This is a genomic window from Anaerococcus faecalis, from assembly GCF_013371425.1.
Classification (GTDB): domain Bacteria; phylum Bacillota; class Clostridia; order Tissierellales; family Peptoniphilaceae; genus Anaerococcus; species Anaerococcus porci.
On record NZ_JABVBA010000002.1, the window covers coordinates 253302 to 276881 of the forward strand.

General features: G+C 30.6%; 24 protein-coding genes. 23 read left to right on the plus strand and 1 reads right to left on the minus strand.

From position 1 onward, the window contains the following. Genes rlmN through rpe form a run of 5 tightly spaced genes read left to right on the plus strand, consistent with a single transcriptional unit; the run spans position 1 to position 5347 of the window. A complete protein-coding gene (gene rlmN, locus HV819_RS03410) occupies positions 1–1026 on the plus strand; it encodes a 23S rRNA (adenine(2503)-C(2))-methyltransferase RlmN (RefSeq protein WP_176269509.1) in 1026 nt (341 codons plus the stop codon). A gap of 2 nt (positions 1027–1028) precedes the next feature. Next, positions 1029–1757 carry a Stp1/IreP family PP2C-type Ser/Thr phosphatase gene (locus tag HV819_RS03415; RefSeq protein WP_154539012.1) on the plus strand — a complete coding sequence of 243 codons (729 nt, stop codon included), beginning with the start codon at positions 1029–1031 and terminating at the stop codon, positions 1755–1757. 7 nt (positions 1758–1764) lie between these two features. Then, positions 1765–3837 (plus strand): Stk1 family PASTA domain-containing Ser/Thr kinase, encoded by a 2073-nt coding sequence (gene pknB / locus HV819_RS03420; protein ID WP_176269510.1) that lies wholly within the window; start codon positions 1765–1767, stop codon positions 3835–3837. After that, the gene (gene rsgA, locus HV819_RS03425; RefSeq protein ID WP_154539008.1) at positions 3834–4697 is read left to right on the plus strand and encodes a ribosome small subunit-dependent GTPase A; all 864 of its coding nucleotides are present in this window, start codon (positions 3834–3836) and stop codon (positions 4695–4697) included. Before pknB ends, rsgA begins: the two co-directional genes overlap by 4 nt. After that, complete coding sequence (gene rpe, locus HV819_RS03430) at positions 4691–5347, plus strand: ribulose-phosphate 3-epimerase (RefSeq protein WP_154539006.1); 657 nt, start codon at positions 4691–4693, stop codon at positions 5345–5347. The genes rsgA and rpe overlap by 7 nt, the downstream gene beginning before the upstream one ends. A gap of 80 nt (positions 5348–5427) precedes the next feature. Here rpe and rpmB read toward each other — a convergent pair whose 3' ends face one another. Then, positions 5428–5616, minus strand: a complete 189-nt coding sequence (rpmB, locus tag HV819_RS03435; protein WP_154539004.1) for a 50S ribosomal protein L28 — start codon at positions 5614–5616, stop codon at positions 5428–5430. 162 nt (positions 5617–5778) lie between these two features. Between rpmB and murB the strand changes: the two genes are divergently transcribed. From murB to HV819_RS03525, 18 genes are all read left to right on the plus strand, one after another. After that, positions 5779–6681: a UDP-N-acetylmuramate dehydrogenase gene (murB, locus tag HV819_RS03440; protein ID WP_154539002.1), complete on the plus strand. Its 903-nt coding sequence runs from the start codon at positions 5779–5781 to the stop codon at positions 6679–6681. Next, entirely contained in the window at positions 6681–7535 is an 855-nt protein-coding gene (gene rapZ, locus HV819_RS03445; RefSeq protein ID WP_154539000.1) for an RNase adapter RapZ, read from the plus strand. The genes murB and rapZ overlap by 1 nt, the downstream gene beginning before the upstream one ends. Further along, positions 7523–8245: a tyrosine-protein phosphatase gene (locus tag HV819_RS03450; RefSeq protein WP_154538998.1), complete on the plus strand. Its 723-nt coding sequence runs from the start codon at positions 7523–7525 to the stop codon at positions 8243–8245. Before rapZ ends, HV819_RS03450 begins: the two co-directional genes overlap by 13 nt. A gap of 11 nt (positions 8246–8256) precedes the next feature. Continuing rightward, a complete protein-coding gene (gene whiA / locus HV819_RS03455; protein ID WP_176269511.1) occupies positions 8257–9183 on the plus strand; it encodes a DNA-binding protein WhiA in 927 nt (308 codons plus the stop codon). After that, entirely contained in the window at positions 9173–12625 is a 3453-nt protein-coding gene (locus HV819_RS03460) for a DNA polymerase III subunit alpha (RefSeq protein ID WP_176269512.1), read from the plus strand. The genes whiA and HV819_RS03460 overlap by 11 nt, the downstream gene beginning before the upstream one ends. Before the next feature lie 9 nt (positions 12626–12634). After that, positions 12635–13594 (plus strand): 6-phosphofructokinase, encoded by a 960-nt coding sequence (gene pfkA, locus HV819_RS03465; RefSeq protein WP_154538995.1) that lies wholly within the window; start codon positions 12635–12637, stop codon positions 13592–13594. Between the two features lie 14 nt (positions 13595–13608). Next, entirely contained in the window at positions 13609–15381 is a 1773-nt protein-coding gene (pyk, locus tag HV819_RS03470) for a pyruvate kinase (RefSeq protein ID WP_176269513.1), read from the plus strand. Continuing rightward, on the plus strand, positions 15381–16628 hold the full coding sequence (rlmD, locus tag HV819_RS03475; RefSeq protein ID WP_176269514.1) for a 23S rRNA (uracil(1939)-C(5))-methyltransferase RlmD: 1248 nt from the start codon (positions 15381–15383) through the stop codon (positions 16626–16628). Before pyk ends, rlmD begins: the two co-directional genes overlap by 1 nt. Before the next feature lie 250 nt (positions 16629–16878). Then, on the plus strand, positions 16879–17250 hold the full coding sequence (locus HV819_RS03480; RefSeq protein WP_002834913.1) for a helix-turn-helix domain-containing protein: 372 nt from the start codon (positions 16879–16881) through the stop codon (positions 17248–17250). Positions 17251–17252: 2 nt separating this feature from the next. After that, the gene (locus tag HV819_RS03485; RefSeq protein WP_176269515.1) at positions 17253–18038 is read left to right on the plus strand and encodes an ImmA/IrrE family metallo-endopeptidase; all 786 of its coding nucleotides are present in this window, start codon (positions 17253–17255) and stop codon (positions 18036–18038) included. Positions 18039–18110: 72 nt separating this feature from the next. After that, positions 18111–18275 (plus strand): hypothetical protein, encoded by a 165-nt coding sequence (locus tag HV819_RS03490; protein WP_176269516.1) that lies wholly within the window; start codon positions 18111–18113, stop codon positions 18273–18275. Between the two features lie 333 nt (positions 18276–18608). After that, the gene (locus HV819_RS03495; protein WP_071027603.1) at positions 18609–19127 is read left to right on the plus strand and encodes a sigma-70 family RNA polymerase sigma factor; all 519 of its coding nucleotides are present in this window, start codon (positions 18609–18611) and stop codon (positions 19125–19127) included. Continuing rightward, positions 19115–19486: a hypothetical protein gene (locus HV819_RS03500; protein WP_176269517.1), complete on the plus strand. Its 372-nt coding sequence runs from the start codon at positions 19115–19117 to the stop codon at positions 19484–19486. The genes HV819_RS03495 and HV819_RS03500 overlap by 13 nt, the downstream gene beginning before the upstream one ends. Next, entirely contained in the window at positions 19428–19724 is a 297-nt protein-coding gene (locus HV819_RS03505) for a hypothetical protein (protein ID WP_328700334.1), read from the plus strand. Before HV819_RS03500 ends, HV819_RS03505 begins: the two co-directional genes overlap by 59 nt. Further along, entirely contained in the window at positions 19724–20848 is a 1125-nt protein-coding gene (locus tag HV819_RS03510; RefSeq protein WP_176269518.1) for a DUF2800 domain-containing protein, read from the plus strand. Before HV819_RS03505 ends, HV819_RS03510 begins: the two co-directional genes overlap by 1 nt. After that, entirely contained in the window at positions 20838–21383 is a 546-nt protein-coding gene (locus HV819_RS03515; RefSeq protein ID WP_044565544.1) for a DUF2815 family protein, read from the plus strand. Before HV819_RS03510 ends, HV819_RS03515 begins: the two co-directional genes overlap by 11 nt. A 9-nt stretch (positions 21384–21392) precedes the next feature. After that, on the plus strand, positions 21393–21593 hold the full coding sequence (locus HV819_RS03520) for a hypothetical protein (protein WP_002834902.1): 201 nt from the start codon (positions 21393–21395) through the stop codon (positions 21591–21593). Beyond that, on the plus strand, positions 21568–23499 hold the full coding sequence (locus HV819_RS03525; protein WP_176269519.1) for a DNA polymerase: 1932 nt from the start codon (positions 21568–21570) through the stop codon (positions 23497–23499). Before HV819_RS03520 ends, HV819_RS03525 begins: the two co-directional genes overlap by 26 nt. Positions 23500–23580 lie beyond the last annotated feature (81 nt).

The following is a 23580-nucleotide window of genomic DNA, read 5'->3' on the forward strand; positions in this document are numbered from 1 at the left end:
ATGAAAAGAACTATTAATGACAAATCAATTGAGGAATTAGAAGAAATATTTGATAATTTAGGGATTAAAAAATTTAGAGCTAAGCAAGTTTTTAGGCAAATTCATATTAATAAATTAAATGATTTTTATAAGATGACTGATCTTTCTAAGGATTTAAGGAAAAGACTTGACTCGCTTTTTTACTTTCCTAAATTAAAAATAGTAAAAAAATTCAAATCTAAACTTGATAATACCAAAAAATATTTAATAGAATTAGATGATAAAAATATTATAGAAGCAGTTTTCATGCAATATGAGGATAGGGTGACAATTTGCATATCATCTCAAGTTGGTTGTAGGATGGGATGTAAATTTTGTGCCTCTACAAAAAATGGTCTTGAAAGATCCCTGCATGTATCAGAGATTATAGAAGAGATTTATCTATTAGAAAGAGAAAATTCAACTATAAACAACATAGTAGTAATGGGCATAGGAGAGCCTTTAGATAATTTTGATAATATTATTAAATTTATAGAAATAACAACAGATCCTAGAGGAAGAAATCTTTCTCATAGATCCATTACTATTTCAACTGTAGGACTTGTTGATAGGATTAGAGAACTTGCTGATTCTAAATTAGATGTAAATTTGGCAGTATCTTTACATTATGCATTTGATGAAAAAAGAAAAAAATATATGCCAACTGCTAACAAATATAAGATTTCTGATATAGTGAAGGCTTGTGATTGCTATTTAGATAAGACAAAAAGAAGAGTATCTTATGAATATGTGGTAATAGACAAGGTAAATAATCTAGAAGAAGATGTTAAAGAATTGTCTAAACTTTTTAAAGGTAAAAATATCCACATTAATTTGATACCTCTTAACCCAATTGAAGAGTTTAGACACTCAAAAACTAAATCCAGCATTATGAATCAATTTCAAAATAAACTCAATAAATATGGTCTCAATACTACAATAAGAAGATCTATGGGAAGGGATATTGATGCATCATGTGGACAACTTAGAAATAACTATGCGAGGTAGAAATGAAATTTAGTACGATTTCTAACATCGGCAAGGTAAGAAGTCAAAACCAGGATTACTATGGAAATTTAGAAATAGATAATCAATGTTTTTTTATTGTAGCTGATGGTATGGGTGGTTATAAGGGTGGCGAAATAGCCTCAAGGCTTGCTACAAAATATTACATAGAGTTTATTAAAAATTCTGATATAAAATCTTATAAATCACTTATAGACTTACAAGAAGACGCCTTAAAGGATGCAAATATTAAAATATTAGACCTTTCAAAGACCCATGAGGAATATTCTAATATGGGTACTACAGTGGTTTGTGTTTGCCTAGATTATGATAAAAAAACCTATCATATAACCCATATTGGGGATTCTAGAGCATATATTTATACTGATAATGAATTGCACCCTATTACAAGAGATCATTCTTTGATTAATGACTTAATTGATTCTGGATCTCTTACAAAAGAAGAAGCAATGAATTTTGATAATAAGTCTGCTATAACGAGAGCTGTTGGAGTAAGTGAGACTCTTAGACCAGAATCGAGATCTTGCGATATGAAAGATGGAGATTATGTCTTGATGGTTACTGATGGTTTAACAAACGAAGTATCAGACTTAGAGATTGAATCTATAATAGCTTCTAATAATTCTGCAGATATAATATCTAGTAATCTTGTCGATTTAGCAATAAAAAAAGGCGGTCATGATAATATCACAGTTACTACAATTATGATTTGAGGTTAGAATGGATAATATAATATTAGGAAATAGGTATCAGTTAAGAGAACTTATTGGCGTTGGAGGAATGGCCAAGGTCTATAAGGCTACTGATAGACTATTGCAAAGAGAAGTTGCAATAAAAGTATTAAAAGATCAATATGAAGAAGATGATGAGTTTGTAAAGAAATTCTCAAATGAAGCCTTATCTGCGGCTAGACTTAGTCATGTTAATATAGTAAGTGTATATGATATAGGTGAAGATTTAATATCTGGTAAAAAAATACATTATATAGTAATGGAATATGTCAATGGAGAAACCTTAAAAGATCTTATTGATAAGAATAAAAATGGACTTTCAAATCATGATATAGTTGACTATTCAATACAAATTGCTCAAGCCTTAAGCTCAGCTCATCAATCAAATATAATACACAGAGATATAAAGCCACAAAATATATTGATGGATAAATATGGCTTATTAAAAGTCACAGACTTTGGAATAGCAAGAGTATCAACCAATGCAACTATAACTTATACATCATCGATTCTTGGAACGGTTCACTATATTTCACCAGAACAGGCTAAGGGAAAATTTGTTGATGAGAAATCAGACCTTTATTCTCTAGGCGTAGTTATGTATGAAATGGCAACAGGAAAAGTCCCTTTTGATGCAGATAATTCTGTTGGTATCGCTGTAATGCATATACAAGATGAGGCTGTTGAGCCTAAAGAGATAAATAAAAATCTATCCAACAGACTAAATGATATAATAATGAAATTACTTGAGAAAAATCCTCAAGATAGGTTTACAAATGCTAAGGAGCTAATAAGAGCCTTAGAAGATGAAAATTATAATATAGGACCTATAAAAAAAGAACAAACAGCCAAAATTCCTGTAGTTGAAGATAATATAGAAGAAACAAGCTTTATTCCTATAGTTGAAGAAAAGATTCCTGCAGAAGAAAGAAATGATGAAGATAAAGTTTTAGAAGAGAAAAAAGAAGATAAAGAAGATGATGAAGCTATATATGTCAGTCCTGGAGATGATAATAAAAATCTTAAAGAAAAAAAGAAGAAAAGAAAAATTCGGCCTATATTTCTTGTAATTTTAGCTTTAGCTTTAGGCGTATTTTACTATGTTAGAAGTTCTAACTCAAATATGGTTGAAGTTCCTACTGTATTAAACTTAAGTGAGGATGAGGCAGTTAAGCTTCTAAAATCAAAAAACTTAAAGGCTAATGTTTCACGCTATGCAGAATCTAATAACTATGGTGAAGGAAAAGTAATGGAACAAGATCCAAGTCCCAAGGCAAAGGTAAAACCTTATTCAACAGTAAACTTAGTTATAAGTCAAGGTAGAGAGGTTAAAGTTCCAGACCTTTCAAATATGACTGTAAGTCAAGCAGAAGAAAGCTTAAAAGAGGTAGGACTTTCTTTAGGAAAAACAAATAGCGAATATTCTGATACAGTCGAAAAAGATAAAATTATTAGTCAAAATCCAAGAGTTGGAGAAACAGTACAAAGTGGTAGTGAAATTGACATTAATGTAAGTCTTGGTAAAAAAGAGCCAGAAGTTAAGAATGTAAGCGTACCTAACCTTGTAGGACAAACTGAGGAAAAGGCAATATCTATTGCAGAAAATTCTTCTATAAGTGTAAGAAATATAAATTATGAATATTCTGAGTCAATCGAAAAGGGAATAGTAATTTCACAATCTATATCAGCAAATACAGAAGTTGCAGAAAATTCTAAGATAGATCTTGTGGTATCAAATGGTAAGGATCCAAGTCGCAAAGAAAATACTGATAATAAATCTAATGAAGAAGAAAAAGATGGAAAAGACAAGAAAAAACAACAGGAAGCTGTAAATGTTAGTTTTTCAATTACTCCACCAAAAGATAAAGAAAGTTTTAATATAAAAATATATAAGCTTTCAGATGATAATCAAAAAACAGATTTATTATATAACCAAAATCATACTAGCAAAGAAGTTGGAGATGATGGTACCTTAAGTTTAAATTTTAAGTCAGTTGTAGGTACAAGGGTTCAAATTTTAGTTGATGGAGAATCCAAAGGAGTATATGAAGTAAATAAATGATTGGTAAAATAATAAAAGCCCAAAAAGAAATATACTATGTTTTAGCTAATGATGAAAGTTATATGTGTAAGGCAAGGGGAGTTTTTAGAAATCAAAATATAAAACCTTTAGTTGGGGACAATGTTGAGTTTGAAATTAGAGAAGATAATAAGGGATATATAAATAATATCTTAGAGAGAAAAAATGAAATCAAAAGACCCAATATAGCGAATATTGACCAAATCTTATATTTTGTAACTATAAAAAATCCCAGTCTAAACTTATTTAATATAGATAAGTACTTAGCCATGTGTGAATATATAAATATAGATGTTGCTATAATATTATCCAAAAAGGATTTAGCTGAAGAAAAAGACTTGGAATTTATAAGAATGTATGAAAATATTGGTTATAAACTAATATTTATAGATAATTATAATGACTTTCCAAAAGACAAAATTATGAATCTTTTAAAAGGTAAAACATCTGCAGTTTCTGGGTCATCTGGCGTTGGCAAATCTACATTTTTATCAAACCTTGTTGACTATGATATTGAAATAGGGTCAATATCTGAAAAGTCAAAAAGAGGTAAGAATACTACTAGACATATAGAAATATTCAATCTAGGTAAAAATACCAACATTTTTGATACACCAGGATTTGATAGTTTTGACCTAGACTTTATAGATGATGAGAAAAATCTTAAATACTGTTTCAAAGAATTTGACAATAAGTCATGTAAATTCAATAATTGTAACCATATAAATGAACCAAAATGTAAGGTTAAAGATGATTTACTAAATGGATATATTAGCAAGACAAGGTATGAAAATTACTTAACTTTATTTGATGATATAAAAAGAAGGAGAGAAAAATGGTAGAATTAGCACCATCACTTTTGTCATCTAACTTTTCAAATATCCAAGCTGACTTGGATAAGTTAAAAGATGCAAATATAAAATATCTTCATCTTGACATAATGGATGGGATTTTTGTGCCAAATATTTCATTTGGCTTTGGATTAATAAAATCAATTAGAAAAAATAATGATTTTATTTTTGATACTCATCTTATGATAGATGAGCCAATCAGATATTTAGAAGAATTTAAAGATAGTGGATCTGATATAATTACTGTTCATTATGAAGCATGCTCAGACCTTAATAAAACTCTTGAAAAAATAAGAAAGTTAGGACTTAAGGTAGGACTAACTTTTAAACCAAAAACAAAAGTCGAGTGTATACTTCCATATCTTAAAAAAGTAGATGTATGTCTTGTTATGAGTGTAGAGCCAGGATTTGGTGGTCAGTCATTTATGGAAGATTCATTAGATAAAGTAAGAAATATTAAAAAATATATTGACGAGAATGAATTAAATTGCCTTATTGAGATTGATGGTGGAATAAAAACACATAATTTAAAAAGGGTGATTGATAGTGGAGTAGATCTTGTAGTAAGTGGATCAGATATATTTTCAAATGGTGAAATTAAAGACCAAGTTTTTAAATATTATAAAATATTTAATTCATAAAAAAGGACAGTTGCAAAAGTAATCTTGCAACTGTCCTTTTTTATGAAAAAATAATGCTTTTAGCACTATTGTCATTAATATTAAGCTTTTTCAACTTTACCGCTTTTCATACATTTAGTACAAACGTTGATTGTTTTAACGCTTCCATCGATTTTAGCTCTTAATTTATGAACGTTTGGTTTAAAGTTTCTGTTTAATCTTCTATGGGAGAAAGTAACTTTGTTACCGAATTTTGTACCTTTTCCGCAGATATCACACTCTCTTGCCATACTTTACACCTCCAAGTCTTAGTTTAATCTTAGTCATTATATCAAATTTATATTAAATTATCAAATATAATCGCCTTTAGCTATTATATATAAAAAAAGACAAAAAATCAAATAAGAGTATAATAAAATTAGTTAAAGTAAAGAAAATAGATAGGAGGCTTTATGGATTATAAGTCAGTATATGAAGGTAAAAATTTTGGAATTATACTTTTTGATGAGCCTTTAAAACTTCATACAAATTTTGGAATAGGTGGACCATGTGATGTATTTGTGGAGCCTAGCAAAGAAGATGAATTAATTAATCTTATAAAATTTAATAAAGAAAATAACATAGAAACTACAATTATAGGAAATGGCACTAATATTCTTGTAACTGATAAAGGGATAAGAGGGTGCGTTATAGCCTTATCAAATAATTATGATAATATTGAAATAAAAGAAGACCACCTCATAGTTACAAGTGGAACTTTGTTATCAAAAGCATCAAAACTATCATTTAAAAATGAACTTACAGGAATGGAAGAAGTTTCAGGAATCCCTGGTACTATAGGTGGGGCTGTAGCTATGAATGCTGGAGCTTATGGGAGAGAGATGAAAGATATAATTGAATCTGTAAGACTTATAGATAGGTCTGGTAATATAGTTGAACTATCAAATCAAGAGATGGATTTTTCATATAGGCATTCTAAAGTTTTTGATGACGATTTAATTGTATCCTCTGCAAGCTTTAGATTGAAAAAAGGAAATCCTGAAGATATAAATGAAGCTTATAAAGATTTCACATATAGACGAACAAGTAAGCAGCCACTTGAGAAAAAATCGGCTGGGTCAACCTTTAAAAGACCGGTAGGATCTTTTGCTTCAAAACTTATAGATGAAAGTGGACTAAGGGGATATTCTAGAGGAGATTGCCAAGTAAGTGAAAAACACTGTGGTTTTATAATAAATAATGGTGATGCCAGTTTTGAAGAGATGGATAATTTTATAAAGGAAATTGCATCTATAGTTAAGGAAAAAACTGGTTTTATTCTAGAAAGAGAAGTTAAAATACTAGGTGATTTGTAATGAAAGTTAAAATAATTACAGGTCTTAGTGGCTCTGGAAAAACCACAGCCTTAAGAATACTTGAAGACTTAAATTATTATGCTATGGATAATGTGCCAGGATCCTTAATAGAAAGTTTTATATATTTAAGCAAGTCACAAGATAAGCCAATAGAAAAATTAGCCTGTGTAGTTGATTTTAGATCAATGGAAGTAGAAAAAAATCTTAAGGAAACTTTAACAAATCTTAAAAAAATCAACAAGGATACAAGCATCATATTTCTAACAAGTAGGGATGATGTAATAATTAAAAGATATAATGAGTTAAGGCGACCTCATCCTTTAGGCTCTTTTGGTGATGTTAAAGATGGTCTTGAAAGAGAAAAGATAATGTTATCTGATATAAAAGATATGGCAGATTTAATCATAGATACTAGTAATTATAATAACAAAAACCTAAAACAAGTTCTATTGAATATATCTGATAGGAAAGAGAGTTTTATTATTAACTTATTTTCTTTTGGATATAAAAATGGTTTAAGTCTTGACTTTGATGTAGTATTTGACATGAGATTTTTACCTAATCCTTATTATATTGATGATTTAAAACAATTAAATGGCACTGATAAAAAACTTAGGTCATATTTAGATGAATTTGAAATAGCTCAAGAATTTAAAAATGAAGTTTATAAAAACCTAATTAAACTTATACCATATTTTGCTAAAGAAGGAAAGAACTCTATATCAATAGGATTTGGATGTACAGGTGGTCAACATAGATCGGTTTATATGTGTGAAAGTATATACGAAAAGTTAAAAGAAACAAATTATATAGTAATAAAAAAACATAGGGATAAGGATAAATGGAGAAAATAAAATACTTAAAAAGACTGCCCTTTGAAAGTATAAAAAATGCTAGAGACCTTGGAGGTATGCCTACCTTAGATGGAGAAATTACCTCTTGGTCTAAATTTATCAGATCTGCAAATCTTGATGATATCACAGATAAGGATATATCATTATTAAAAGATTTAAATGTATCTACTATAATAGATTTAAGACGTGATGATGAAGTTTATAAAAACCATAAGAGATTAGAAAAAATAAATGAAAATTTTTCTTACCATCAGGTTTCACTTTCACCAAGGGCCATGAGATATGAAGAAATACAAAGAATAATAGATAAAAAAGATTCAATAGGAAAATCATATATATCTATAATAGATAATTACAAGGCTATAAGAAAGGTTTTTGAAATACTAGCAGATAATGATAAGGTTACACTTTTTCATTGCCAAGAGGGAAAAGATAGAACAGGAATCATAAGCATGGTATTATATGGTTTAGCTAATGTAGCAAGGTCGGATATAATTGCAGATTATGAGATATCTTCAGCAAATCTTGGTTATATTGAAAGGTATGATCAAGATGAAAAGGGATCTATTTTTAGAGTAACCAACCCTTATAATATGAAAGAGGCTATATCTTACATAATTAGAAAATATCAAAGTTTTGAATCTTATCTGTATTATGCTAAACTTGATAGAAATTCTATAGATAAATTAAAAAAGAAATTAATTGAATAGAGAGTGATTAGATGTCTTTTTCAAAAAGATGTAAAAAAGAAATATTAAAAAAAGAGCCTGAAACAAGTCAAATAGATGTGGAATTATTAGCCTACCTATACTTCTCAGGCTCTATTAGAATTAGAAATAATTCATACAAAATATTATTTAAAGCAAGTGAGAATATAGAAGCAAGATATATTTATAAAATTATAAAGGCAAAATATGATTATTCTCCTGCCATAGAAATTCAAAACAAAAGAAAATTTTCTAAAGATAGATCATATGTTGTCATAGTTGAAGATAGTTACATAGCAGATTTAATACTTGATTTAGCAGATTATTATCAAATATTTGATTTGGAAAAATTTTTAAAAAAAATAAAAACTCAAAAAGAAAAAAAAATTATATTGAAACTAGCTTTTTTGTTAAAAGGCTCAATCAATGATCCTTACAGAGGTTATAACCTTGAAATAAATTTATCTGATAAAAATGAGGTTTATTTAATAGAAAAACTTATGAAAGATTTCAATATAGATGCAAAAATAAATAAAAGAAATGATAATTATAGTGTATATATAAAAGATTCAGATAAGATATCAGACTTTCTAGCTATAATTGGAGCAAATAAATCCTTATTTGACCTTGAAAATGTAAGAGTTATTAAATCAATAAGAAATGATATAAATAGGCAAAATAATTTTGATAAGGCAAATATAGATAGAACAATAAAAGCATCTTTTAAGCAAGTAGAAGCAATCAATAAGCTTAAAAGAAATAAAATTTTTGATAATCTATCAAAAGAATTAAAAGAACTTGCTGACTTAAGAGTAGAATACCCTTATATTTCTATAGAGGAATTAGGAAAGATGGCAAATCCTCCTTTAAGTAAAGCCAAGGTTAATTATAGATTACAAAAGTTTATAAAACTTGCAGAAAGTGATAATAATGATGAGTGATTTTACACATTTACACCTACACACAGAATACTCTTTATTAGATGGATTCACAAAAATTGATAAGCTAATTAAAAGGCTTAAAGAGTTAAATATGAAATCTTGTGCCATAACAGATCATGGCCAAATGTATGGAGTTATTGAATTTTATCAAAAATGTAAGAAAAATGGCATAAAACCAATAATTGGTTGTGAAGTTTATGTTTGTGAAGATGATTTATCTATAAAGACACCTACTAATAAAAGATACTATCATTTAATACTTCTTGCCGAAAACAACGAAGGTTATAAGAATCTTTTGAAAATAGTTTCAAAAGGATATACTGAAGGATTTTATTATAAACCTAGAGTTGACTTTGATACTATAAAAAAATATTCAAAAAATATAATTGCCCTATCAGCTTGCTTAAATGGTGAGATTAATCAAAGAATTTTAGAAAATGATATAAAAAGAGCCTATGAGACTTGTGAAAGATACTTAGATGTTTTTGGTAGAGATAATTTTTATCTGGAAGTTCAAAACCATGGTTTGAAGGAACAAAAAAAAGTAAATGAAATCTTATTAAAGATGCATGAAGATCTTGATATTGAATTGGTTTGTACTAATGATGTTCATTATGTCGATAAAAAAGATGCTTATTATCAAGATGTACTCTTGTGTATACAAACAGGTTTTTTACTTAAAGATGAAGATAGGATGAAGATGCCAGTTGATGAATTTTACTTAAAAGATTCTTCTATGATGAAAGAAATTTTCAAAGAATTTCCTCGTGCATATGAAAATACTAAAATAATTGCAGATAGGTGTAATGTTGAAATTAAATTTCATGAGCCACATTTGCCTTATTTTACAAAACTTCCAAAAGGTTTATCTAATCTAGAATATTTAAAAAAACTTGTATATAAAGGGCTAAAAAGAAAATATAAGAATATAACAAAAGAGATAATAGATAGGACAAAAAAAGAAATCAATGTAATTAATAATATGGGTTATGTAGATTACTTTCTTATAGTATGGGACTTTGTAAGATATGCAAAAGACCATAATATAGCAGTAGGCCCAGGAAGAGGATCTGCAGCAGGTTCTATTATTTCATATGCCCTAGATATAACTAAAATTGATCCTTTAAAATATAATTTACTTTTTGAAAGATTTTTAAATCCTGAAAGAGTATCTATGCCAGATATAGATATAGATTTTTGCTATGAAAATAGGGACAAAGTTGTAGATTATGTCTATGAATTATATGGAAAAGACCATGTATCTCAAATTGTAACTTTTGGTAGAATGCAGGCAAGAAACGCAATAAGAGATGTTGGTAGAGTTATGGATGTATCCTATAATAAGGTAGACAAGATAGCAAAACTTATTCCTCAAGCAATAGGAATGACAATAGATCTTGCCCTAGAAAATACAGAAAAATTAGCCCATGAATACGAAAATGATGTGGAAACAAAAAGAATGATTGATACAGCAAGGGCTATAGAATCCCTACCACGTCATACATCAATTCATGCAGCAGGAGTAGTTATCTCAAAAGATATTTTAACAGATATAGTTCCTCTTTCCATGAGTAATAATCAGATAGTAACTCAATTTAATATGGTAGAAATAGAAGAATTAGGGCTATTGAAGATGGACTTTTTGGGTCTTCGTAATTTAACCGTAATACAGGATACTGTAGAAGATGTAAAGAAAAACAAAAATATTGATATAAATATTGAAGATATAGATGAAAATGATTCAGAAGTTTTAAGTCAATTTACTAAAGCTGAAACTATAGGTATATTTCAATTTGAATCAGCTGGTATGAGAAATTTCCTAAAAAATTTAAAACCTACAAAATTTGATGACTTGGTAGCAGCAAACTCATTATTTAGACCAGGTCCTATGGATCAGATTCCAAATTATATAAAAAATAAAAATAATCCAAAAAATATCACTTACATTGACGATAGTCTAAAACCTATACTTGAGCTAACATATGGAATTATTGTCTACCAAGAACAGGTAATGCAAATAGTACAACAACTTGCTGGATTTTCCTTAGGAGAGGCAGATAATCTAAGACGTGCCATGAGTAAGAAGAAAATGAGTGTCATGGAAGAAAATAGGGATATTTTTGTAAATGGAAAACTTGATGAATCTGGAAATGTGGAAATTAAAGGTTGTGTTAGAAATGGTATATCAAAAGAAAAGGCTAATAAAATATATGATGAGATGATATCTTTTGCCAAATACGCATTTAACAAATCGCACTCAGCTGCATACTCATTAGTTGCCATGCAAACTGCTTATTTAAAATATAATTTTAAGGAAGAATATATGGCAAATCTTTTAACTTCTGTAATGGGAAATACTTCAAAAGTATACCTTTATATTTCTGAAGCTAAAAGGTTGGGAATAAAAATTCTACCACCTGATATAAATAAATCAAAAAAAAGATTTGTAGTAGATGATAATAAGATAATATTTGGTCTATCAGCTATAAAAAATGTTGGAGCAAATTTGATAGATGCTATAGTTATGGCAAGAGGAAATTCTAGATTTAATAATTTTAAAGAATTTCTTGAAAGAGTAAATGAGGTTGATAGGACTGCTTTAAATAAAAAGGCTTTAGAATCTTTGATAAAGGCTGGGGTATTCGATTCTTTGGGACATAATAGGTCAACTCTTATTGCAAGATATGAGAATGCTTTAATATCTGTTCATGAAAATGAAAGGATAAATGTAAAAGGTCAAATCAATTTATTAGATTTTGCAAATCAGAGTAGTACTTATAAAAAAAACCAGGAATCTATCAAAGAAATAAATGAATATTCTCAAAAAGAGAAATTAAAGAATGAAAAGGAGGTCTTAGGTTTTTATATATCAGATCATCCTTTGAATGCAATTAATAAAAAATTAGAAGGTTTTGTTAATTTTAATTGTGGTATAAATGAAGAATTAGATGAAATTAATATTGACAATTATGATAAAAAAGATGTAATATTGCTTGGAATTATTACTAATAAGTCCGAGACAATGACTAAAAAGTCTACCCTAATGGCATTTCTAAATATTGAAGATATGTCAGGAACTATAGAAACAATAATTTTTCCTAATATATACAAAGACTATAGGTCAATGATAAAAGAGGACGGAGTTGTATTAGTTAAGGGAAGGCTTAAATCAACTGATAATGAACTTAAGTTAATAGCATCCTCATTTATAGATGTTGAAGATCCGGATTTTAAAATTTTATATATAAAATTGAAATTTATAAGGTATAATGAGATAAGAAATGATTTGTCAAACTATAGAGGAGATACACCTGTAGTTTTATATTTCTATGATAAAAATAAAATCAGATATATGAAAACAAATCTTTGGATAAATAAAGAATCTGATCTTATTAACTTATTAAAACAAAAATTAGGAAAAGAGAATGTTATATTAAAGTAAGGAGATAAAATGAAGACAATTGGTATACTTACTAGTGGTGGAGATGCTCCAGGTATGAACTCTGCCATAAGAGCGGCGGTTAGGACAGCTCTTAATAATGGAATGAGAATAAAGGGTATCAGAAATGGATATGATGGTCTAATGAAAGGCGACATATACGAAATGAATGTATCATCAGTTGCCGATATAATCCATAAGGGAGGTACCATACTTGGTACAGCAAGAAGCACTGAATTTAAAGAAGCAGAAGGTCAAAAAAGAGGAGCACAAATACTCACAGACTACGGTATAGAAGGACTAATAGTTATAGGTGGAGATGGTTCATATAAGGGAGCTAAAGCACTATCTGATCTAGGTATCAAAACAATAGGAATACCAGGAACAATTGATAATGATATGGGTTATACTGACTTTACTATCGGATTTTTTACAGCAATTGAAACAGTAATAGATGCTATAGGAAAATTACGTGATACTTCATCATCACATGGTAGAGCGGTTGTTATAGAAGTTATGGGACGTCATTGTGGAGATTTAGCTTTATTTTCAGGGCTTGCTGGTGGAGCAGAATCAATAATAGTTCCAGAACATAAATTTTCTATTGATGAAATAGTTGAAAAAGTAAATCATGGTAGAAAAAGAGGTAAACTACACCATCTAATCGTACTTGCAGAAGGAGTAGGTAATCCTTATACAGTAGCAAAAGAAGTAGAAGAGAGAAGTGGAGTTGAAACAAAAGTAACGGTTTTAGGTCACGTTCAAAGAGGTGGTTCACCATCTGCTACAGACAGACTTTTAGGCTCTATTATGGGAGCTAAGGCTGCTGAACTACTAAAAGATGAAAAAACAAATATTGCATTAGGCTATACTAATGGACAAATTACTCAAGTAAGCCTTGATGAAGCTGTCTCAATAAAAGGTGACTTTAATGAAAGTCTATATGAATTAGCCAATAAATTATCAAAATAAGAGGAGGATAGTATATGACACCTGAGATACTAAAAAAAACTAAGATAGTTTGTACTATAGGACCAGCTTCAGAATCACCTGAAGTTTTAGAAAGATTAATTAAAAATGGTATGAATGTTGCAAGGTTAAACTTCTCTCATGGTAGCCATGAGGAACACCTTGAAAAAATAAAAACAATAAAAAGAATTAGAAGAAAACTCAATGTACCTTTAGGAATAATGCTTGATACAAAGGGACCTGAAATAAGAATAGGAAACTTTGATAAAAAGGAATATTTTTTAAAACCAGATGATACCTTTGTTCTAACAACTAGAGATGTAATTGGAAATCAAAATATAGTTTCAGTTTCTTATGAAGGGCTTCCTAGAGATGTAGAAAAAGACTCAATTATTTCTATTGATGATGGTTTAATCCAACTTAAAGTTTTGGAAATAAAAGATGGAACAGACATAGTTTGTACAGTCCAAAATAATGGTGTAATTTCAAATCATAAGGGAGTTAATCTTCCAGGAAGAGTTACCAATTTACCAGCTATCACACCAAAGGATGTTGATGATATCAAATTTGGTATAGAAAATGGAATTGATATTATAGCAGCTTCATTTATAAGAAAAAAAGAAGATATCTTTGATATAAGAAAAGTACTTGAAGATCATGGCGGAGAAGATATCCTAATTATTTCAAAAATTGAATCACAAGAAGGTGTAGATAATGTTGATGAAATAATTGAAAATAGTGATGGAGTAATGGTAGCTAGGGGAGACTTGGGTGTTGAAATTAGAACTGAGTTAATTCCTTTAGTACAAAAAGATATTATTAGAAAATGTAATAAAGCAGCTAAACCAGTTATAACAGCAACTCAAATGCTCGATTCTATGCAAAGAAACCCAAGACCAACAAGAGCTGAAACTACTGATGTTGCTAATGCCATAATAGATGGGACTGACTGTGTAATGCTTTCAGGTGAAACAGCTGCTGGTAAATATCCAGTTGAAGCTGTAAAAACAATGAGAGATATTTGTATTACAACAGAACTATCTGATGACTTTGAAGAAAATATCTATAAGACAAATATTGACTCAGAGATTACAACAACAAACTCAATTTCAAGATCTACATGTACTATAGCAAGTCAATTAAATGCAAAGGCAATAATTACATGTACATCTTCAGGTAATACAGCAAGAGCTGTATCTAAATTTAGACCAAGAACAAATATAGTTGCTTGTACTTTAGATGAAAGAGTTGCGAGAAAACTTTCAATTTCTTGGGGAGTATATCCTGTAGTAGTAGAAGCAGCTAAAGAAACTGATGAACTAATAGAAAGAGCTATAGTAGGTGCTTTGAAAGGAAATTATGTTCAAGAAGGAGACCTTACTGTAGTAACAGCAGGAATTCCTCTAGGAGTATCAGGAACAAGCAATCTGATAAAAGTTCACGTAATTGGAGATATAATTGCAAATGGAACAGGTGTTGGTAATAAATCAGTATCTGCAAAAGTTGTAAAAGGATCTACAAAAGAAGAACTTGAAGGAAAATTTGAAGATGGTGATATAATTGTAGCAGAATATACAGATAAAGATCTTAATGAATTTATGGAAAGATCTTCAGGAGTAATAGCTGAAAATGGAGGACTAACAAGTCATACAGCAGTTGTATCAATTCATTTTGGAATACCAGCAATACTTGGAGTAAAAGGTATCTTCGATGCTGTAGAAGATGGAGAAGTAGTAACTCTAGATCCTGTAGGAGGAATCGTATATAAGGGAGAAGCAAAGGTATTATAATGGTAATTAAAGATATCAAAATAATTGATATCCTACAAGATGGTAGGGGAGTTGGAAGAACAGACACAAAAATTGCTTTTATAGAAAAGGCGATTTTTGGTGAAACTTGCCATATAAAAGTAAATAATGAAAAAAAGAATTTCTATGAAGCAGAAAAAATTAAAACTTCAAAGAAATCTCCCTACTATAGAAAACCACCATGTCCATATTATAATGAATGTGGTGGTTGTTCTATTATGGATATAAACTATGAGACACAAATTGACTTAAAGAAAAATTTAATAAAAAATGCCATAGAGAAATTAGCCAATATAAGAACTGATAAAATTGAGTTAGAAAAAAGTCCAGGGTTTTTTTATAGAAATAAGATTAGATTGAAAGTGGATAGAAAAGGAAGACTCGCCTATAACAAAAAATATTCAAATGACCTAGTTTTGATAAAAGACTGCCTACTTGCAAGGGACATAATTAGAGATAATTTAGAAGAAATAGAAAAATTAACTATGGACATATCACAAAAATATCCAGAGTCTATAAGTGAGATAAGTATTAGGACAAATAATAAAGAAATAATGCTTAATTTAACTATTAATAATGAAAAAGCTAACTCATACATTAAGAAAAATTATATAAATTCTAAATTTCATATTAACTTAATAACTGATAATAGTTTAGTTAATATATCAGGTAAAGATTATCTATTATATAAGATTGATAAGAATAAATTCAAAATTTCCTTAAATGATTTTTATCAAGTAAATGATTTTATGGTTGATAAATTATATAAAATAGCAAAATCTAATCTAGATAAAGACAAAAAAATTCTAGACCTATTTTGTGGGTCAGCTACAAGCTCTATTGCTATAAATAAAGATCATATAATAGGCGTCGAGATAAATAAAAATGCAATAAAAGATGCAAATGAAAATGCAAAATTAAATGAGCTAAATGATTATAAATTCATAGCTAAAAATGCTAATTTTATAAATCAAAAATTTATAAAAGAAAATAATGTAGAAGCAGTAGTACTAGACCCACCAAGAGCGGGACTTAGTAAAGAAATAATAAAAACAATTTCAAAAACAAATATTGAAAAAGTAGTATATATATCCTGTAATCCTCAAACTTTGGCAAGAGATATAAATAGATTTCAAAATAATGGTTATAAAATGAAAAATATAAGAGCAGTTGATATGTTTCCACAAACTATGCATGTGGAGAGTGTAGTATTGATGTCAAGAAAATAAGATGATGGGTTATAAAACTGTTGAAATCAATGGCTTTTAGGATTTTAAAAGAAATCTTAAAAGCCATTTTTCTATTTGTAAAATACCTTGTGGGAACATATCAATAGTAAAAATCGTAGGGGTGTGTAGACAGGATAGATATTTATAGGGAGAGTGAACAGAATAGATATTAGGACTTGACACATCAATTAATAAGTTGTAAAATATAAACAAGTTAGCAGGTTAGCTAATAAAGTAATAGGAGGTAATCATGAACAATCACGAACTGACTTTTGGGGATTTTATTTCTCAGAAGAGAAAGGATTTAAGAATCACCTTAAAGGATATGGCGGACAGGCTTAATATTTCCTCACCGTATCTAAGCGATGTAGAGAAAGGAAAAAGAGATTCTTTTGACTTAGATAGGTTGAACCAAATTGCTAAAATATTAAACTTGGATGAAGAAGAATCATCCATTATGATGGATTTAGCTGGAAAGCAAAGAAATACGGTGGCACCTGATTTGCCAGAGTATATTTTAAAGACTAAAGGCTTAAGCGTAGCTTTGAGAAAGGCTAGAGACTTAGATGTTAAAGAAGAAGAGTGGATAAAATTCATTGAAGAAATTGAAAAAGAGAGGTAGGCATGTATCAATATAACTTCAACAAATCAAGTACAGGTGCTCCATTTATCACTTTAGATCAAATTGAATCACTGACCGAGCAAATTCTCAATAAATATTGTCCTTCTGCAATTGAAAATTTTGAAGCAGTAGATATTGAGGGGCTTGCAGAATTTGATTTAGGGTTTAATGTTGAGTATGCCTACTTATCTCATAACGGATGCTATGCAGGGATGATGGTCTTTAATGATGACCAAGTAATACGAACAATGAAAAGCCTAATGCCAAATATTGAAACTGGACAATGGGAACTAGAATATCTTACAGATAGAGCTAATACTATTCTAATAGATAAGCAATTAGATAATCCAAGAGATAAAGGATTTAGAAGATTTACCCTAGCTCATGAATGTGGACATGGTGTAATTCATCCGTGTGTATTCTATAGAGATCCAAACCAACTATCTTTTTTTAATGAAGAAGAAAAGCCTGCATCACTAGCTTGTCGAACTGGCGATGTTAATAGGAAGAAAACTAAGCGTTGGGGATTTATGGATACAATAGAATGGCAGGCGAATACATTTGCTTCTTGTCTTTTGATGAATAAAAAAGCGATTATAAAGTATTTATACTATCTAGGTTATGATAAGCATATTAAGGATGAGACTTATCTATTTGATTTCATCATGAAAGTATCAGAGCAATTCCAAGTATCAAAAACAGCAGCATTAGTTCGATTAAAAGTATTAGGCTATGCACCTAATGACTTTGAATTAACAAAAGAACTATATAACGAATTTAGTTTTTAAAATATAGCTTAGCTATATTTTTTTAAGAAAGAAATTAGCAAAGAAGCTAATAAGGAAAGATAAGGAGGTATTATGGAACAAATGGCATGTCCAGTCTGTAAAAAGAGATTTTTTGATGTATCAAGAATTCCTTTAGAGAAAATAGAGATACAAGCTAAATGTCCACACTGTGGGAAAATCTCAACACTGGAAATATCAAATAAAAATAAGAAAAAACCATACCGAGCAAAGAAGTAAAAGTAACTATCAAATAGCCGGATGAGTATTCAAAAAGAAACTCATCTGGTTATTTTTATATTAAGGAGGTGATCCTATAGAAATAAGAAACAAAGAAGGAAAAAGAGTCTGTGATATTAGTGAAGATAAGAAAAAGCTAACTATCAGGCGAGGTAAAAGTACAACCATAGCCTATGTAGTTAAAGGTGAAATAAAAATATTAAATAAATAAAAGATATCCGCAAGAACGCTAGACGGCAGTCGGAAAACCAAAATATGGTTTTCTATTGCCGTCTTTTTTGTTTTTACGGATGGCCTTCTTGCGGATCTAGAGATTTTGCAAGGAGGCAAAAGATGGCAAAGAAAAGATATTTAGAAATAAATGGCAAAGAAATCGAAGTTAGTGAAGAAGTCTACAAAGAATATATGAAACCAATCTGGAGAGAAAAAAAGAGAATCCAAAGAGCCTACAAGAATTTAGAAGGGCTACAGGATAAAGAAAGAATTAAAACAGCGGCTGAGAAAAATGGAAACTACGTCCAAGCAGGAAGCTTAGAAACAGGATTTGTCGAAACAAAAGAATATGGTCTTCCCTTATCCCTTGATGTTGCTGAAGAAGAATACGACTTTGAAGTAACTAGCGTTAAAAATACTGAGGACATAGTAACGTACAAACTTCTAGAAGAAGCATTCTTAGAAGTCATTAGTGAATTTTCTGAAAGAGATAAAAAAGTTCTAAAACTACTTTTTCTCTACGAAATGAAAGAAAGAGAAGTCGCAGAAGTAGTAGGAATATCCCAAAAAACAGTTAATAACATCAAAAATAAGCATTTACCAAAGATTCAAGAGAAATTGAGACCTTGGAAAAAATAATTACTCAAAAACTTACTAGATGTCCTAAGGAATATGAGGGAAGAAGTCTTACTCAAATACAAACAGGATGTCCTAAGAAGTATGAGGAGATACAACTTACTCAAAATGAAGGCAAATGTCCTAAGGAGTATGAGAGGAGAAATCTTACTCAAGAATTTAATGAATGTCCCAAGGAGTATGAAAGGAGGAACAAAGTGGACTTAGTAAAAAACGAACAGATGGCAGAAAGTTTAATAGCCATCTCAATTGTTGCCAAGAAGATAGCTATGGAATTAATGCAACCAGAGAAAGGAGAAAAAAGTGTCAAAAATAAAGCTACTAATGGAAATCAAAGAAGATGCAGAGAATCTTGCATCTAGTATAGGTGTCCTTCTAACAGCACTAGAAAGTGATGAGGAACTACCTAAAGAAGAAAAGGTGAAACAAGAAGAAAAGACCTATGAGATTGAAGATGTTAGAAAGATACTAGCTGATAAATCAAGATTAGGTCATACAGCAAAGATAAGAGAACTCTTAGAAAAGTATGGAGCTAAAAAGTTATCTGAGATTGAACCAAGTAACTATAAAGACTTGGTGGCAGATGTGGAGAAACTCTGATGGGCGATCATGCAATATTATCTGCCTCAAGTAGTTCACGCTGGATTCACTGTCCGCCAAGTGTTAGGCTCTCTCAAAAATACGAAGATGAAGTTAGTCCTTATGCACTTGAAGGCACCTCAGCTCATGCCTTAGCAGAATATAAACTAAAGAAGTTATTAGGCATAGATGTAAAAGATCCTACTGATGATTTGGATTTTTATGATGAAGAAATGGAAGAACTTATTGAAGGCTATGCATCATACGTAATGGAGATTGTAAGTAGATACGAAAGCTCAGCCGTCTTTGTGGAAGAAAGACTTGACCTATCAGACTATGTTAAGGAGTCCTTTGGAACTGCTGACTGTGTAGTTGTTGGAGGAAAAGAACTTCATGTAATAGATCTAAAGTATGGTCAGGGAGTTTTAATAGAGGCTAAAGAAAACACACAACTCATGTTATATGGACTTGGTGCTTTGACTATCTTTGATGGAATTTATGATATCGAGAAAGTAGTTCTTCATATCTATCAACCAAGAAGATGCAATATCTCAACTTATGAAATCAAGAAGATAGAACTTTATGAGTGGGGAGAAACCATACGAGAAATTGCAGATAAAGCCTACAAAGGCGAGGGGGAATTCTCTTGTGGAGAATGGTGCATCTTCTGCAAAGCTAAGAATAAGTGTAGAAAAAGAGCAGAAGAGAATCTGAAACTAGCACAAGAAGAATTTACCCTACCACCAGAACTATCTGATGATGAAATTGAAAAGATTTTACCAAGACTAGACGAAATGGAGCAATGGGTCAAAGATATCAAAGCCTATGCTTTAGAAAGAGCAATGAAGGGCCATAGATGGAAGGACCTAAAACTAGTTGAGGGCAGGTCTAATCGAAGATACAGAAATGAAGATGAAGTTATTAAGAAAGTAAAAGAACTTGGATTCAATCCCTTTGAAGAAAAGTTACTTGGCATCACAGCTATGACTAAGTTACTAGGTAAGAAAGTCTTTGATGAAAATATTACAGACTTATTAGAAAAACCAAAAGGAAAGTTAACCTTAGTAAGCATTAGAGACAAACGAGAAGAAGTAAAAATTGACAATGTTAAAGAAGAATTTGGAGGATTTAATTATGCAAAATAAAACAAAAGTAATTACAGGTGAAGTTAGATTATCATATTTTAACGGATGGGAACCAAAGTCAATCAATGGTGGTAAAGAAAGATACTCAGTATCCGTCATTATCCCAAAGAGCGACCAAAAGACAATCGAGAAGATTGAAAAAGCAGTAGATGCTGCTATTGATGAAGGACTTTCTAAATTCAATGGGAAAAAACCTAATAAGAAAGCTATCAAACTTCCATTAAGAGATGGCGATACAGAAAAAGATGACGAGGCTTATGCAGATGCATACTTCTTAAATGCCAACTCTATGACAGCACCTCAAATTGTAGATAGAAACGTAGAGCCTATTCTTGATAGAAGTGAAGTCTACTCAGGAGTTTATGCAAGGGTATCCCTTAACTTCTATGCCTACAATGTAAATGGCAATAAAGGAGTGGCCGTGGGCCTCGGGAACATTCAAAAACTAAGAGATGGTCAACCTCTAGGAAATAGGTCTAATGCAGCAGATGACTTCGATGCTATGGACGATGATGACGAAGATTTCTTAGCATAGGAGGTAGAAATGGACTATTTAATTACAGCGATAGTTTTAGCTATTTGGTCCTTTTTATGGTATAAGCTTGGATTTTTACAAGCTCAACTAAAAGAACTAGATAGAGATATCAGAAAAATAGAAAAACAAATAAAAGAAGATAGAAAAAATAATTTAGCGGAATTAACAAAGCTTAGTGATAGCTATGAAGAGATTGTCCATAGATCTTGAGACCTATTCTTCAGTTGACTTAGGCAAAAGTGGTGTATACAAATATGCCGAGAGTGAGGATTTCGAGATCCTCCTCTTTGCTTATTCTATTGATGATGGAGAAGTTAAGGTAGTAGATTTGGCAAGTGGAGAGATTATTCCTGAAGAAATATTAGCAGCACTTAGTGATGAAAGCGTAGAAAAGTGGGCCTTTAATGCAAACTTTGAAAGGGTGTGTCTATCTAGGTTTTTAGGTAAGAGACTAAAACCTCAAGGTTGGTACTGCACCATGATTTGGTCAGCCTATATGGGGTTACCTCTATCCCTTGAAAAAGTAGGAGAAGTATTAAGACTTGATAAGCAAAAGATGAATGAAGGCAAGGCTCTTATAAGATATTTTTCTATTCCATGTAAACCTACTAAAACCAATGGTATGAGGACAAGAAATTTACCACACCATGATTTAGAAAAGTGGTCTACCTTTAAGGAATATAACCAAAGAGATGTGGAAACAGAAATGGCGATAAAGAAAAAATTAACAGCCTTTCCTATGCCTTATTCAGAATGGGAAAACTACTGGGTAGACCAAAACATAAATGACAGAGGAATTTTAATAGATGAAGTTTTAGTTGATTCAGCTATTAAATTTGATGAAATCTTAAGAGAAGAAAATATGGACAGAGCCAAAGAATTAACTGGTCTTGAGAATCCAAATTCTCCCTTACAGCTAAAAGAATGGCTTAATAAAAAAGGTTTAGAGATAGATTCCTTAGCTAAAAAAGATGTAGAGTCTGCTCTTAAAAATGCTGAAGGAGATATTAAAGAGGTTTTGGAACTTAGGCAAGAACTGTCCAAGTCTTCAGTTAGAAAATACGATGCTATGAAAAATGTCAAAGGAAAAGATAACCGAGCAAGGGGTCTGATCCAATTTTATGGAGCAAATAGAACTGGAAGATATTCAGGAAGGCTTATTCAAGTTCAAAATTTAAGAAGGAACAATCTAAAGGATTTAGACCTTGCAAGGAGTCTTGTAAAAAATAGAGATTATGAAACTATGGAAATTCTATATGATTCACCAGCTGATATCTTATCCCAATTAATAAGGACAGCTTTTGTACCAAAAGAAGGCACCAGGTTTATTGTTTCTGACTTTTCAGCAATAGAGGCCCGTGTCCTTGCATGGCTTGCAGGAGAACAATGGGTATTGGACGCCTTTGAAAATGGAGAAGATATCTATTGCAGAACAGCATCAAGGATGTTTGGGGTGCCAGTTGAAAAGCATGGAGTTAATGGTCATCTTAGACAAAAAGGCAAGATAGCGACTTTAGCTTGTGGTTATCAAGGGGCCTTAGGTGCTCTTAAAGCAATGGGTGGTATTGAGATGGGTTTGTCTGAAGATGAACTTCAATCAATAGTCGATTCTTGGAGAGAGGCTAATCCTAACATCGTAAGCTTGTGGTGGGATATAGATTCAGTCGTAAAAAGAGTTGTAAAGACTAGAAGTAAAGAAAGATACAAAAACTTAGTTATCAGCTATGAAAAGGGGATTCTCTTTATAGAACTTCCTTCAAAAAGAAGACTTGCTTATCCAAAAGCAAAAATAGGGATGAACCGATTTGGTGGAGAGTCAGTAGTCTATGAAGGAATCGTAGTAGGAAATAAGTGGGACAAGATTGAATCCTATGGTGGTAAATTTGTAGAAAATATTGTTCAAGCAATAGCCAGAGATATTTTAGCTGAGGCTATGATGAGACTTGAGAAAAAAGGATTTAATATCGTCATGCATATTCATGATGAAGTTGTAATAGAAAGTGATTCATCTAGTATCGAAGAAATAAATGAAATTATGTCCGCTGTTCCAGAATGGGCACCAGGACTTATTCTCGATGCGGATGGATTTGAAAGTGAATTTTATAAAAAAGATTAAAGAGGGGGTTAAAAATCTCCTCTATTTCTTTGCCTGTGATTTAGGAGGGAGACCTCTTAAAAATTCACAGGAGGTAATTCA

Excerpts from the sequence above, each read along its gene's own strand:
- rlmN (WP_176269509.1), top strand. The coding sequence starts at position 1 with ATGAAAAGAACTATTAATGACAAATCAATTGAGGAATTAGAAGAAATA.
- HV819_RS03415 (WP_154539012.1), top strand. The coding sequence starts at position 1,029 with ATGAAATTTAGTACGATTTCTAACATCGGCAAGGTAAGAAGTCAAAAC.
- pknB (WP_176269510.1), top strand. The coding sequence starts at position 1,765 with ATGGATAATATAATATTAGGAAATAGGTATCAGTTAAGAGAACTTATT.
- rsgA (WP_154539008.1), top strand. The coding sequence starts at position 3,834 with ATGATTGGTAAAATAATAAAAGCCCAAAAAGAAATATACTATGTTTTA.
- rpe (WP_154539006.1), top strand. The coding sequence starts at position 4,691 with ATGGTAGAATTAGCACCATCACTTTTGTCATCTAACTTTTCAAATATC.
- rpmB (WP_154539004.1), bottom strand. The coding sequence starts at position 5,616 with ATGGCAAGAGAGTGTGATATCTGCGGAAAAGGTACAAAATTCGGTAAC.
- murB (WP_154539002.1), top strand. The coding sequence starts at position 5,779 with ATGGATTATAAGTCAGTATATGAAGGTAAAAATTTTGGAATTATACTT.
- rapZ (WP_154539000.1), top strand. The coding sequence starts at position 6,681 with ATGAAAGTTAAAATAATTACAGGTCTTAGTGGCTCTGGAAAAACCACA.
- HV819_RS03450 (WP_154538998.1), top strand. The coding sequence starts at position 7,523 with ATGGAGAAAATAAAATACTTAAAAAGACTGCCCTTTGAAAGTATAAAA.
- whiA (WP_176269511.1), top strand. The coding sequence starts at position 8,257 with ATGTCTTTTTCAAAAAGATGTAAAAAAGAAATATTAAAAAAAGAGCCT.
- HV819_RS03460 (WP_176269512.1), top strand. The coding sequence starts at position 9,173 with ATGATGAGTGATTTTACACATTTACACCTACACACAGAATACTCTTTA.
- pfkA (WP_154538995.1), top strand. The coding sequence starts at position 12,635 with ATGAAGACAATTGGTATACTTACTAGTGGTGGAGATGCTCCAGGTATG.
- pyk (WP_176269513.1), top strand. The coding sequence starts at position 13,609 with ATGACACCTGAGATACTAAAAAAAACTAAGATAGTTTGTACTATAGGA.
- rlmD (WP_176269514.1), top strand. The coding sequence starts at position 15,381 with ATGGTAATTAAAGATATCAAAATAATTGATATCCTACAAGATGGTAGG.
- HV819_RS03480 (WP_002834913.1), top strand. The coding sequence starts at position 16,879 with ATGAACAATCACGAACTGACTTTTGGGGATTTTATTTCTCAGAAGAGA.
- HV819_RS03485 (WP_176269515.1), top strand. The coding sequence starts at position 17,253 with ATGTATCAATATAACTTCAACAAATCAAGTACAGGTGCTCCATTTATC.
- HV819_RS03490 (WP_176269516.1), top strand. The coding sequence starts at position 18,111 with ATGGAACAAATGGCATGTCCAGTCTGTAAAAAGAGATTTTTTGATGTA.
- HV819_RS03495 (WP_071027603.1), top strand. The coding sequence starts at position 18,609 with ATGGCAAAGAAAAGATATTTAGAAATAAATGGCAAAGAAATCGAAGTT.
- HV819_RS03510 (WP_176269518.1), top strand. The coding sequence starts at position 19,724 with ATGGGCGATCATGCAATATTATCTGCCTCAAGTAGTTCACGCTGGATT.
- HV819_RS03515 (WP_044565544.1), top strand. The coding sequence starts at position 20,838 with ATGCAAAATAAAACAAAAGTAATTACAGGTGAAGTTAGATTATCATAT.
- HV819_RS03520 (WP_002834902.1), top strand. The coding sequence starts at position 21,393 with ATGGACTATTTAATTACAGCGATAGTTTTAGCTATTTGGTCCTTTTTA.
- HV819_RS03525 (WP_176269519.1), top strand. The coding sequence starts at position 21,568 with ATGAAGAGATTGTCCATAGATCTTGAGACCTATTCTTCAGTTGACTTA.